General features: G+C 71.9%; 12 protein-coding genes and 1 pseudogene. 7 read left to right on the top strand and 6 right to left on the bottom strand.

Annotation, left to right across the window (positions count from 1 at the left end; all coding sequences use genetic code 11):
• Nucleotides 1–87 precede the first annotated feature (87 nt).
• From O7626_RS38280 to O7626_RS38265, 4 genes and pseudogenes are all read right to left on the bottom strand, one after another.
• Nucleotides 88–687 carry a hypothetical protein gene (locus tag O7626_RS38280; RefSeq protein WP_278065805.1) on the bottom strand — a complete coding sequence of 200 codons (600 nt, stop codon included), beginning with the start codon at nucleotides 685–687 and terminating at the stop codon, nucleotides 88–90.
• 4 nt (nucleotides 688–691) lie between these two features.
• Nucleotides 692–1,282, bottom strand: a complete 591-nt coding sequence (locus tag O7626_RS38275) for a DNA-3-methyladenine glycosylase I (protein WP_278065804.1) — start codon at nucleotides 1,280–1,282, stop codon at nucleotides 692–694.
• 115 nt (nucleotides 1,283–1,397) lie between these two features.
• On the bottom strand, nucleotides 1,398–1,919 hold the full coding sequence (locus tag O7626_RS38270) for an SRPBCC family protein (protein ID WP_278065803.1): 522 nt from the start codon (nucleotides 1,917–1,919) through the stop codon (nucleotides 1,398–1,400).
• A gap of 734 nt (nucleotides 1,920–2,653) precedes the next feature.
• A pseudogene (locus O7626_RS38265) lies at nucleotides 2,654–3,007 on the bottom strand (DivIVA domain-containing protein); the annotation flags it as partial.
• A gap of 230 nt (nucleotides 3,008–3,237) precedes the next feature.
• Here O7626_RS38265 and folP point away from each other — a divergent pair.
• Nucleotides 3,238–4,107: a dihydropteroate synthase gene (gene folP / locus O7626_RS38260; protein ID WP_278065802.1), complete on the top strand. Its 870-nt coding sequence runs from the start codon at nucleotides 3,238–3,240 to the stop codon at nucleotides 4,105–4,107.
• 6 nt (nucleotides 4,108–4,113) lie between these two features.
• Here folP and ndhC read toward each other — a convergent pair whose 3' ends face one another.
• Nucleotides 4,114–4,494, bottom strand: a complete 381-nt coding sequence (ndhC, locus tag O7626_RS38255; RefSeq protein WP_278065801.1) for an NADH-quinone oxidoreductase subunit A — start codon at nucleotides 4,492–4,494, stop codon at nucleotides 4,114–4,116.
• Between the two features lie 319 nt (nucleotides 4,495–4,813).
• Between ndhC and O7626_RS38250 the strand changes: the two genes are divergently transcribed.
• Together O7626_RS38250 and O7626_RS38245 are read left to right on the top strand one after the other, a co-directional pair.
• The gene (locus O7626_RS38250; RefSeq protein ID WP_278065800.1) at nucleotides 4,814–6,676 is read left to right on the top strand and encodes a 2-oxoacid:acceptor oxidoreductase subunit alpha; all 1,863 of its coding nucleotides are present in this window, start codon (nucleotides 4,814–4,816) and stop codon (nucleotides 6,674–6,676) included.
• Complete coding sequence (locus tag O7626_RS38245) at nucleotides 6,669–7,703, top strand: 2-oxoacid:ferredoxin oxidoreductase subunit beta (RefSeq protein WP_278065799.1); 1,035 nt, start codon at nucleotides 6,669–6,671, stop codon at nucleotides 7,701–7,703. The genes O7626_RS38250 and O7626_RS38245 overlap by 8 nt, the downstream gene beginning before the upstream one ends.
• A gap of 71 nt (nucleotides 7,704–7,774) precedes the next feature.
• Here O7626_RS38245 and O7626_RS38240 read toward each other — a convergent pair whose 3' ends face one another.
• A complete protein-coding gene (locus O7626_RS38240; RefSeq protein WP_278065798.1) occupies nucleotides 7,775–8,806 on the bottom strand; it encodes a potassium channel family protein in 1,032 nt (343 codons plus the stop codon).
• Between the two features lie 254 nt (nucleotides 8,807–9,060).
• Here O7626_RS38240 and O7626_RS38235 point away from each other — a divergent pair, with 254 nt between their 5' ends.
• The 4 genes from O7626_RS38235 (at nucleotide 9,061) to O7626_RS38220 (ending at nucleotide 12,009) form a co-directional block, all read left to right on the top strand.
• Nucleotides 9,061–9,408, top strand: a complete 348-nt coding sequence (locus tag O7626_RS38235; RefSeq protein WP_278065797.1) for a hypothetical protein — start codon at nucleotides 9,061–9,063, stop codon at nucleotides 9,406–9,408.
• Nucleotides 9,409–9,559: 151 nt separating this feature from the next.
• Nucleotides 9,560–9,778, top strand: coding sequence for a hypothetical protein (locus O7626_RS38230; RefSeq protein WP_278065796.1), 219 nt, complete (start codon nucleotides 9,560–9,562; stop codon nucleotides 9,776–9,778).
• Nucleotides 9,779–9,811: 33 nt separating this feature from the next.
• Nucleotides 9,812–11,236: a family 10 glycosylhydrolase gene (locus tag O7626_RS38225; protein WP_347404885.1), complete on the top strand. Its 1,425-nt coding sequence runs from the start codon at nucleotides 9,812–9,814 to the stop codon at nucleotides 11,234–11,236.
• Nucleotides 11,237–11,457: 221 nt separating this feature from the next.
• The gene (locus O7626_RS38220; protein ID WP_278065795.1) at nucleotides 11,458–12,009 is read left to right on the top strand and encodes a phospholipase; all 552 of its coding nucleotides are present in this window, start codon (nucleotides 11,458–11,460) and stop codon (nucleotides 12,007–12,009) included.
• The last annotated feature ends 88 nt before the right edge of the window (nucleotides 12,010–12,097 follow it).

The raw sequence follows: 12,097 nt of genomic DNA, 5'->3' as shown, positions 1-12,097 counted from the left end.
GAGGGCCGTCGCAGCCGGGCCGACGAGGGCGGGCCGTCGCAGCCGGGCCGAGGGCGGGCCGTCGCAGCCGGGCCGAGGGCGGGCGGCTCAGTCCTCGTCTTCCTCCGGATCCTGGTTGGCCTCGGCGCCGAGCACGAACGCCTGCATCGCCAGCTCGTCGTCCGACGGCGCGACGAACGCCGGCAGCTCGCGCGGGCCCAGCTCCTGCACGTACGCCCAGAACAGCCGGACCGCCTCGGCCGGTGACCCGGCCTCGATCGGCAGGTCCAGGCTGACCAGGTAGTTCCGGCGATCCGGCGCCGGGCCGACCCGCCCGGCCAGCTCCTGGTAGACGGCCGGGTCGACCGGGGTGACCGGGCCGGCGAGGGCGAGGATGTCCGCCGGCACCGGCGCCTCGAAGACCTGCCGGGTGTACGTCACCGCGAGCGCACCCGCCTCACCCGGCTCGGACTGCGGGTCGTCCGGGTCCCGCTCCCGCACCCCCTCGGCGGCGACGACCCGGCCGAGGGCCACCACCAGGGGCGGCTGCTCGTCGCGGACCACCAGCACCGGGTCACCGGGACCGGGCCGGGGTCCACCGTTGCCGCCGGTGAGCTCCAGGGTCTCGTGGTGGAAGAGCCGCTCGGCCTCGTAGCGCTCGCCGGGAATGACGACTGCCCACGTCCGGGCCGGACCCGCTGCACTCATGCCGCTATCCCATCACGGCGGCGGTGGCCTGCTGCACGTGGCAACCGGCGAGGTGGTCGTCGACCATGCCGGTGGCCTGCATCAGCGCGTACGCCGTGGTGGGGCCGACGAACCGGAAGCCGTGCCGGCGGAGCGCCTTGGCCATCGCCGTCGACTCGGGGGTGGTCGCCGGCACCTCGGCGAAGGACCGGGGCCGGCTCTCCCGGGCGGCCGGGGCGAACGACCAGAGCAGCGCGGCCAGCCCGGCCGGCAGGTCGAGGGCGGCCCGCGCGTTCGCGATGGCAGCGTCGATCTTGGCCCGGTTACGCACGATCCCGGCGTCGGCCATCAGCCGCGCGACGTCCGCGTCGTCGTAACCGGCGACGGTCTCCAGATGGAACCCGTCGAAGGCGAGCCGGAACGCCGGCCGCTTCCGCAGGATGGTCAGCCAGGAGAGCCCGGACTGGAACGCCTCCAGGGTCAGCCGCTCGTAGAGCGCGTCGTCGCCGTGTAGGGGCCGGCCCCACTCCTCGTCGTGGTAGACGGCATAGTCGGGGGTGCTCGCCCCCCAGCGGCAGCGGGCCAGCCCGTCGACACCGGTCACCAGATCAGTCACGGCAACAACGGTAGGCCAACCGCCCGACAACCTGCCGGTGACCGGGACCACCACCCGCTCGTCCGGCCGACAGTGCCCAGGCCCAGGCCCAGGCCCAGGCCCAGGCCGACAGTGCTCAGGGCAGTTGACCGCGCTCGACCAGTCGGGCGAACCGTTTCAGCGCCTGGGTGAGGCTGAACTTGGAGCCGGGCCAGAGCAGCGGCCAGGCCACCCGGCCGGCCGGGCCACCGGGCAGATGGAACCACTCGTGCCAGACCACCTGGGTCCGATCCTCGGCCATCTGGGTGCAGCGGAGCACCCCGGGACCGCGCAGCAGGCTTCCGCAGTGCACCACGCGGACCTCGTACGGCGCGTCCACCCGGACCACCCGCATCTCGTCGCGGAGCACGGCCGGCCCGACCGCGGTGACCGCCTCCACGAGGCTGCCCTCCCCGCCGTCGCCCTCGACCAGGCGGACCCGGGTGAACGGGATCCACTCCCCCTGGCGTTCCCAGGCGGTCAGCGCGGCGAAGACCCGGGGTGCCGGTGCCGCGACGATCACCGTCGCGGTGACCTCCCCGGCGCCCGGCTGGGCCGCCGCCCGCAGTCCCTCGGTGCCGTCCGGATCCGCACCGCCGCCGGGGTCAGCGGCGCTCATGCCCGCTCCGGCTGCTCCGCCGGTCCGCTCGACCCGGCCGTTCCGCCCGACCGCGTCGGCCGCTGGCCCGGCGTGCTCGGCGGGCTCGACGCCTCGGCCGCCGGCTCGGCGGACCTTTCGGCGGCTGGGGCGCCGTCGCCCGGCTCGGCTGGCTCGTCGGTCGTGGTCGCTCCGCTCGGCCGGGCGTCGCCGGCTCCGCCTGCCGGTCCCCCCGGGCCGGTCCCGGCAACCGGCCGGACCGGTGTGGTGGCCTCGCTCAGGCCGCCGTCCTCGGCTTCGATCACCGACCCGCGGGTCCGGGCGGTGGCTCCACCCCCGGCGTTGACCTCGCCCCGTTCGGCGGACGCGGGCCGGTCGGTGCCTTCGCCCCTGGCGCCGCCCCCGGGCCGGTCGGTGGACTCGCGCCGGTCGGTGGACTCGGGCCGGTCGGTGGACTCGGGCCGGTCGGGGGACTCCGGCCGGTCGGTGGACTCGCGCCGGTCGGTGGACTCGCGCTGGTCGGTGGGCGCTGTACCGGAAGCGGTCGGCGGGACCTCGACCCGGGGGGCGGGTTGGGCCGGGCCGGAGCCACCGGCGGAGCCGTTCGTACCGCCGTCGGCGGCCTTGGCCGGGCTGCCGACCGACGGTACGGGCGACGAGTGCACACCCATCCCACCGCTCGCCGCCTCGGCGGTCAGGGTACGGGCCGAAAGGCCGTCGACCGGCCCGGCCGCACCCACCCCGACCGGCGCCAGAGCCGCCTCGCGGGCCCGGCGCAGCACCTCGGCGTCGTCCAGCCGCCCCTCCCGCAGCGCGGTGACCTCCGCCTGGAGCACCCCGATCAGCTCGTCCTTGTAACCGATGTCGTAGGCGGTACGGCGCAGCGCCTGGTCGACCTGGGCCATCCGGTAGCCCCGCAGCGCCAGGTCGAACCGGACCTGCCCGACGTCGGTCTCCAGCAGCGGCCGGTTTCCGGGCAGCGGCAGCGACCGACCGTCCGGCTCGGCGGTGCCCAGCCCCGAGTCGGAGCCGGTCACCAACACCGTCACCCCGAAGACCACCGCGGCGACGGTCAGCGCCACGACCAAGAGGAGCAGAACCTGACCCATCCGCCGATGGTGGCATGGCGAGCCGGGCCGAGCGACCCCGCCACCCCGGTCATTCTTCGACAGACGTGAAACCCTGCCCGGCGGGCACCCGCCGTCGGAGCCTCCTGGCCCGCGCTCCGGCGGCCCGCCGGCCCGCCCCGGGCGGGCGACCGGCGCCGGCTCCCGCACGGGTACGCCGGTCCGGCGCCGACTAGCGTGATCAGCGCGGAGAGCTGGGCGAGGAGGAGTTGATGGCGGACGCGCTTCGACTGGGGCGGCGTACGTTCGCGCCCGGCGACCTCGCCGTGATGGCGATCGTGAACCGTACCCCTGACTCGTTCTTCGACCGGGGCGCGACCTTCGCCGCCGGGAACGCGCTGCGGGCTGTCGAGCGGGCGGTGACCGAGGGTGCGGAGATCGTCGACATCGGTGGGGTGAAGGCGGGCCCCGGGGTCGAGGTGGACGTGGCCGAGGAGATCCGCCGTACCGTCGGCACCATCGCCGCCGTCCGGGCCGCCTTCCCGGAGGTGGTGATCTCGATCGACACCTGGCGGGCCGAGGTCGCGGTCGAGGCGGTGGCGGCCGGGGCGGACCTGCTCAACGACACCTGGTCCGGTGCCGACCCGCAGCTCGCCGAGGTGGCCGCCGCGACCGGGGTGGGTCTGGTCTGCTCGCACGCCGGCGGGCTGGCGCCGCGCACCCGGCCGCACCGGGCCGCCTTCGCCGACCTGGTGGGCGACGTGCGGGACACGGTGGTCGGGCTGGCCGACCGGGCGGTCCGGCTCGGGGTTCGCCGGGACGGCATCCTGATCGACCCGGCGCACGACTTCGGCAAGAACACCCGGCACTCGCTGGAGATAACCCGGCGGCTGACCGAGCTGACCGGGACCGGCTGGCCGGTGCTGGTGGCCGTCTCCAACAAGGACTTCGTCGGGGAGACCCTCGACCTGCCGGTGCAGGAGCGGCTGGAGGGCACGCTGGCGGCGACCGCCGTCTGCGCCTGGCTGGGTGCCCGGGTGTTCCGGGCCCACCAGGTACGTCCGACCCGGCGGGTGCTGGACATGGTCGCGTCGATCCGGGGCGACCGCCCCCCGGCACTGTCCCGGCGCGGGCTGGCCTGAGCCTCGCTACCGGGTCCAGCGGAGGATGTTCTTCCGCCAGGCGTAGAGGATGCCCAGCGCGAGCACGGCGACGAAGATCGCCATCTCGACCACCGTGACCAGGCCGAATCCGGGCCGGTCGAAGACCACCGCCCAGGGGAAGAGGAAGACCGCCTCGACCGCGAAGAGGACGTAGAGGTAGGCGTAGACGTAGTAGCGGATCTGCATCTGCGCCCAGTCGCTGCCGACCGGGTCCAGCCCGCACTCGTAACTGGTCCGCTTGCCGGGCGGGTCGGCGGGGCGGGCCGGCCGGAGCACCCGATTGGCGCCGAACGCCCCGACGAAGACCAGTACGCTGGCGAGCAGCAGCAACCCCAGCGTCGCGTACGACCCCAGGTATCCGGTCATGTGTCGCAGCCTACCGTCCGGTGCCGGGTCAGCACCGGCGTGGAATTCGCAGTCCGGGCTCTGGTGATCTGGATAACGACACCGCTGCCGGGCTCGGACGAAAGCGGCGCAATGCCGCCATTCCCGCGTCCCATGTGACGGACCTTGGGGAAGGATCACCTAACCACCGACGTAGGCTCTGCGGTGAAGGACTGGAGCGGGCCGGCCCACACCACCGCCATCCCGCCACCGCCGCTCAAGGAGGACACGTGACCGAGCACGGCGAGGTCACCCCTGAGCTCAGCCCGTCGCACCGGGCCGAGCGAAGCGAGGTGCAGCAGTGAGCAAGCAGGTCCAGCAACTGGATCGGGTGGTCATCCGGTTCGCCGGCGACTCCGGCGACGGGATGCAGCTCACCGGCGACCGATTCACCTCGGAGACCGCTCAACTGGGCAACGACATCTCGACGCTGCCGAACTTCCCCGCGGAGATCCGCGCCCCCGCCGGCACCCTGCCCGGAGTGTCGAGCTTCCAGGTGCACTTCGCGGACTACGACATCCTCACCCCGGGCGACGCGCCGAACGTCCTCGTCGCGATGAACCCGGCGGCGCTCAAGGCCAACCTCGCCGACCTGCCGCGGGGCGCCGACATCATCGTCAACACCGACGAGTTCACCCGGCGCAACCTGGCCAAGGTGGGCTACCAGGTGAGCCCGCTCGACGACGGCTCGCTGGACGGCTACGTGCTGCACCCGGTCGCGCTCACCTCGATGACCGTCGGGGCGCTGGCCGAGCACGACGTCTCGAAGAAGGACGCCGAGCGGGCCAAGAACATGTTCGCGCTCGGCCTGCTCTCCTGGATGTACTCCCGGCCGTACGAGTCGACGATCCGGTTCCTGGAGCGCAAGTTCGCGGCCCGGCCGGAGTTGGTCGCGGCGAACACCGCCGCCTTCCGGGCCGGCTGGAACTTCGGCGAGACGACCGAGGACTTCGCGGTCCGCTACGAGGTCAAGCCGGCGAAGATGAACCCGGGGACCTACCGCAACATCACCGGCAACGCGGCGCTGTCGCTCGGGCTGGTCGCCGCCGGTGTCCGCTCCGGGCTGCCGGTCTTCCTCGGGGCGTACCCGATCACCCCGGCCTCGGACATCCTGCACGAGCTGAGCAAGCACAAGCGGTTCGGCGTGACCACGATGCAGGCCGAGGACGAGATCGCGGCGATCGGGGCGGCACTCGGCGCGTCGTACGGCGGTGCGCTCGGCGTCACCACCACCTCCGGTCCGGGCGTGGCACTGAAGGGCGAGACGATTTCCCTGGCGGTGGCCCTGGAGCTGCCGCTGGTGATCGTCGACGTGCAGCGGGCCGGCCCGTCCACCGGGATGCCGACCAAGACCGAGCAGGCCGACCTGAACATGGCGCTGTACGGCCGGCACGGCGAGGCGCCGGTCGCCGTCGTCGCGCCCCGCTCGCCGTCGGACTGCTTCTTCGCCGCCCTGGAGGCGGCCCGGATCGCGCTGACCTACCGCACCCCGGTGATCCTGCTCTCGGACAACTACGTGGCGAACGGCTCCGAGCCGTGGCTGCTGCCGGACGTCGAGTCGCTGCCGGACCTGCGGGTCGACTTCGCCACCGAGCCGAACGGCGAGGACGGCAAGACGTTCCTGCCCTACCTGCGCGACCCGGCGACGCTGGCCCGGCCGTGGGCGATCCCCGGCACGCCGGGGCTGGAGCACCGGATCGGCGGGCTGGAGAAGGCCGACAAGACCGGTGACATCTCGTACGACCCGGCGAACCACGACTTCATGGTGCGGACCAGGGCGGCCCGGATCGAGGCGATCGAGGTGCCGGACGTCGAGGTGGAGACCGGGTCACCTAACGGCGTGGACTCGGACGCCCGGGTGCTGGTGCTCGGCTGGGGCTCGACGTACGGCCCGATCGGCGCCGCCTGCCGTGGGCTGCGCCAGCGCGGCCTGCCGGTGGCCCAGGCGCACCTGCGGCACCTGGCGCCGCTGCCGGGCAACCTCGGCGAGGTGCTGGGCCGCTACGACAAGGTGGTTATCCCGGAGATGAACCTGGGCCAGCTCGCCCACGTGGTCCGGGCCCGTTACCTGGTCGACGCGATCGGATACAACCAGGTCCGGGGGCTGCCGTTCACCGCCACCGAGCTGGAGACCATGCTGGAAGAGGTCGTGAAGAATGCCTGAGCCCGTCGCCCTGAAGCTCACCACCAAGGACTTCAAGTCCGACCAGGAGGTGCGCTGGTGCCCCGGCTGCGGCGACTACGCGATCCTCGCCGCGGTCCAGTCGTTCATGCCGGAGCTGCGGATTCCCCGGGAGCGGACCGTCTTCGTCTCCGGGATCGGCTGCTCGTCGCGCTTCCCGTACTACATGAACACGTACGGGATGCACTCGATCCACGGCCGCGCCCCGGCGATCGCCACCGGGCTGTCGGTGTCCCGGCCGGACCTGTCGGTCTGGGTGGTCACCGGTGACGGCGACGCGCTGTCGATCGGCGGCAACCACCTGATCCACGCGCTGCGCCGGAACGTCAACCTGAAGATCCTGCTCTTCAACAACCGGATCTACGGGCTGACCAAGGGTCAGTATTCACCGACCTCCGAGGTCGGCAAGATCACCAAGTCGACTCCGGTCGGTTCGGCGGACGCGCCGTTCAACCCGCTCTCGCTGGCGCTCGGTGCCGAGGCGACCTTCGTGGCCCGGACCATCGACTCGGACCGCAAGCACCTCCAGTCGGTGCTGCGGGCCGCCGCCGAGCACCAGGGTTCGGCGTTCGTGGAGATCTACCAGAACTGCAACATCTTCAACGACGGCGCCTTCGAGGAGCTGAAGGAGCCGGCCACCCGGGACGACTACCTGATCCGGCTGGAGCACGGTCAGCCGATCACCTTCGGCTCGCAGGGGCAGTTCTGCGTGGTCCACCCGCCGGGCGGATTCGGTCTGGAGGTACGCGAGACCGCCTCGGTGCCGGCCGACGAGATCGTGGTGCACGACGCCACGGTCAGCGAGCCGGCGTACGCTTTCGCGCTCTCCCGGCTGCCCGGCTTCGCCCTGCGCAACACCCCGATCGGGATCTTCCGCAATGTCGACCGGCCCAGCTACGACGGTGTGGTCCAGGGGCAGCTCGACGCGGCCCGGGCGAAGAGCACCGGCACTCCGGAGGAGCAGCTCGCCGGCCTGCTGAACAGCGGCGACACCTGGACGATCCTCTAACCCGCGTCTCACTCGGGGAAGACGGCGGAGACGCGAAGCCGACACCTCGGGACGTCGCCGTCCAGGGCTGCTCAGCGGGCCTGGTCGGCGGCGGGGGCGTTGCCGCTGCCGCTGCGGTCGTCGCGGACGTACACCAGCATGTCGCCGGTCTCGATGGCGGTGGCGGCCTGGTCGGAGAGCGAGACCACCTTGCCGCGCCGGACCAGCGCAATGACGAGTGCCTCCAGGCTGCGCGGCGAGACCCCTACCTCGTCCCGGGTGGCCGAGCGCATCGCCAGCGCCATGCCCTGGCCGGGGGTGAGCAGGTCCTCGACGACGTCGATCAGCGGCGGTGCCGAGGTGGAGACCCCGAGCAGCCGGCCGGCGGTCGCCGACGAGACGATGACGTGGTGCGCCCCGCTCTGTCGCAGCAGCGGGGCGTTCTCCGCCTCCCGGGCGGCGGCGATGATCCGGACCTGGCCGGCGGTGAGCTGCCGTACGGTAAGCGTGACCAGTACGGAGACCTCGTCGCTGTCGGTTGCGATGATCACCGACTTGGCGTGCCGGACGTGTGCCTCGTTCAGCGTCGACGACCGGGTGGCGCTCCCCTCGACCACCACGAGTCCGGCAGAGGTGGCCTGCCGGACCGCCGCCGGATTTCGTTCGACGACGAGGATCCGCTGCTTGTCGAAGCCGGTTTCGAGCAGTGCGGAGATCGCGCTCCGGCCCTTGGTGCCGTAGCCGCAGATGATGACGTGGTTCTTCACTTGTCTCCTCCACCGCGTCAAGCGGAGGTTGGTGCGGTACTGCTCGGTCAGGACTTCCAGGGTGGTGCCGACCAGGATGATCAGGAAGAGCACCCGGGCCGGGGTGATCACGAGGACGTTGATCAGTCGGGCGCCCTGCGTCACCGGTGTGATGTCGCCGTATCCGGTGGTGGAGAGCGAGACCACCGCGTAGTAGAAGGAGTCGAGGAGGGTGATGCCGTCCTCGTTGAGGTCCCGGTAGCCGTCGCGGTCGAAATAGACCACCGCGACGATCAGCAGCACGAGGCCGATCGCGGCGGCCAGCCGCTGACCCAGTGCCCGCAGCGGCCCCCTGCGGATGGCCGGAAAGTGGATCACCGACCAGCCCGCCTCATCGCCGCCCCCGCCCGCACGCCCACAACATAGCCGGGATCATCCCACTGGGCTGGCCGGCCAAGCGGATCGGGGCCGAGTGGCTGGTTGTGGTCGGGCGTCCGGCCATGCATCGAGCTGAAATTTTGGTTAGATACGTTGCGCTGGGTACCGCCGAATTAGCACGCTGTGACGTCAGATGCGGTCATTCGCCCACCGTGACCCCCGCGCTCCACAGATCCGCCGTGCCTGGAGGTGCCGTGACCACGCCGCCCGCAGCCCCCGACCTGCCCGCGGTCTCCGACCTGCCCACGCCCCCCGACCTGTCCACGACCCGCGACCTGCCCACGCCCCCCGACCCGTCCACGGTCCCCGACCTGGCGTCCGGGACCGTGCTCCAGCTCCGCCAGGAGGACTGGCGGTACGGCGGCCACCCGCTCCGGCTCCGGGTCGAGCAGGTTCGGCACGACATCTCACACTATTACCGGGACGAGTGGATCTGGATCGTCGGCCAGCGGCTCGACGGGGACGGTCTGGCGCAGGGCCGGATGGAGGCACTGGTCCGGGTGGCGGCGCTGGTCGGCGTCGCCGGGCCGGCGACCCGGTGAGCCGCTCCGGCCCAACCGTGCGGGGGGTTGCGCCGGCCCCGATGGTGTGAAAATTTCCTTCCAGCGATACGAGTGGGTCGACAGTAATCGCCGACAACTCGCCGCCGGGCCTACTTCCACCCCCGGAGAGCCTGACGAAGGGACACACCGTATGAGGCCACATCGGATAATCGCCGCCGGGTTGGCGGTGGCACTGCTCGGTTCCCTCGCCGCCGCCACACCCGGATACGCCGCCCCCGCCGCCCCCGCGACCAGCACGGCCAACGGCGCCACCGCCGCCCTCGGCAGCGCCGGCTGCCCGACCGATCCCGCTACCCCGAAACGGCAGTTCCGGGCAATGTGGATCGCCAGCGTCGTCAACATCGACTGACCGACCAAGGCGTCGTACACCGCGCCGGACCGGATCGCCGCGCAGCAGGCCGAGTACACCGGCTGGCTCGACCTGGCCCAGCGGCTCAACCACAACGCCGTGGTCGTGCAGGTCCGGCCGACCGCCGACGCGTTCTGGCCGTCGCCGTACGAGCCGTGGTCGGAGTACCTGACCGGGGTGCGGGGGCAGGACCCCGGCTGGGACCCGCTGGCCTACCTGGTCACCGAGGCGCACCGGCGGAACCTGGAGTTCCACGCCTGGTTCAACCCGTACCGGATCTCGATGCCGGACGGCGCGGGCGCCGACGTCGGCAAGCTGGCCCCGGGACATCCGGTCCGGGAACATCCGGACTGGGCGGTCGCCTACCCGCTCAACGCCGCCGGCTCCCGGCTCTACTACAACCCCGGCATCCCCGAGGTACGCCAGTTCGTCCAGACCGCCATGCTGGACGCCGTCAAGCGGTACGACATCGACGGCGTGCACTTCGACGACTACTTCTACCCCTACCCGGCGGCCGGGCAGGACTTCGCCGACCAGGCGACCTTCGAGGAGTACGGCGCTGGCTTCGCCAGCAAGGCGGACTGGCGGCGGCACAACATCGACCTGCTGGTCAAGGAGATGGGGCAGCGGATCAAGGCGGTCAAGTCGTGGGTGAAGTTCGGGGTCAGCCCGTTCGGCATCTGGCGCAACGCCTCGGCCGACCCGCTCGGCTCGCAGACCAACGGCACCCAGTCGTACGACGCCAACTTCGCCGACACCCGCAAGTGGGTCAAGGAGGAGTGGATCGACTACATCGTGCCGCAGGTCTACTGGAACATCGGCTTCGCGGTCGCCGACTACGCCAAGCTGGTGCCCTGGTGGTCGGAGGTGGTCGCCGGCACCCGGGTGCAGCTCTACGTCGGCCAGGCCGACTACAAGATCGGTGACCCGGCGCAGCCGGCGCCCTGGCAGGACCCGGCCGAGATGTCGAGGCACCTGACCTTCAACCGGGACCATCCGCAGGTCGCCGGCAACATCCACTTCAGCGCGGTGCAGGTCCGGGCCAACCGGCTCGGCGCCACCGACGTCTACGCGGCCGAGCACTACTCCCGGCCGGCGCTGATCCCGACCATGCCGCACCTGCCGGCCAAGCCGCTGATGTTCCCGGTGCTGACCGGCGCCATCCGGAAGTCGGGCGGTGTCGAACTGCGCTGGCGGCAGCCGGTGGACGGGCTCGGGCCGTTCGGCCAGGCCACCTCGTACGCGGTCTACCGGTTCGACGGGATCGACCTGCCCGGCAACTGCGGCTTCGCCGACGCCGGCAACCTGGTCGGCACCGTCCGGGCCAGCGGTGCGGGGGGGCAGTCCTGGCTGGACGACACCGCCGAGCCGGGCCGGCGGTACAGCTACTACGTCACCGCCCTCGACCGGCTCGGCAACGAGAGCCAGCCCAGCCCGCCCTGGTTCGTACTCCGCTGAGCCGGACCGGCCGGCACTGACAGGCGAATGCTCCGGGGCAGGCACGCCACCCCGGAGCATTCGCCTGTTATGGCGCCTGTCAACGAAAATAAAGGTCGGATAGAGATCAGCGGGCGACGATTCCCCGAGACTGTCACCAGGGCGTTCACCTACCGGTGACAGCTCCGCCCCGCCCCAGGGCTCCCCACGAGGGAGGCCGCTCCTATCCGGAGGTAGGTACCTTGTCCCGTCGCCTGCTCACCGTCCTGACCGCCGGCACGTCCGCGCTGCTGGCGATCCTCGCCTTCGCCGCGCCCGCGGCCGCCGCCGTCACCCCCGAACAGAAGCTCGCGGTCCTGTCGAGCTGGACCCAGACCAGCGCCAGCAGCTACAACTCCTGGAACTCGGCCCGCACCAACCAGGCCGCCTGGGCCGGGTACGCCTTCAACTGGAGCACCGACTACTGCTCGTCCAGCCCGGACAACCCGCTCGGGTTCAACTTCGAGCTTTCCTGCTACCGGCACGACTTCGGCTACCGCAACTACAAGGCTGTCGGCCAGTTCGACCCGAACAAGGCCCGGCTGGACAGCGCCTTCTACGAGGACCTGCGGCGGGTCTGCGCGACGTACAACGCGTTCGTCCGCCCGGCCTGCTACAGCCTGGCCTGGACCTACTACCAGGCCGTACGCGTCTTCGGTTCGGTGATCGTCGCACAGGCCGACCTGGACAAGGCGGCGAAGCTGAAGGCCGACGGCGAGCGCCGGGCGGCAGCGGCCGGGGTGAGCCTGCGCTGATCCCCGCCTCGCGGTCCTGATCCAGCCGGGACCGGCGCCGATTGCCGTCGGCGCCGGTCCCGAGCTGGTTTCCGGGCAATGTCTATGT

It is taken from the genome of Micromonospora sp. WMMD1102 (genome assembly GCF_029626265.1).
Lineage (GTDB): Bacteria > Actinomycetota > Actinomycetes > Mycobacteriales > Micromonosporaceae > Plantactinospora.
This window is presented reverse-complemented; position numbering and strand designations above follow the sequence as displayed.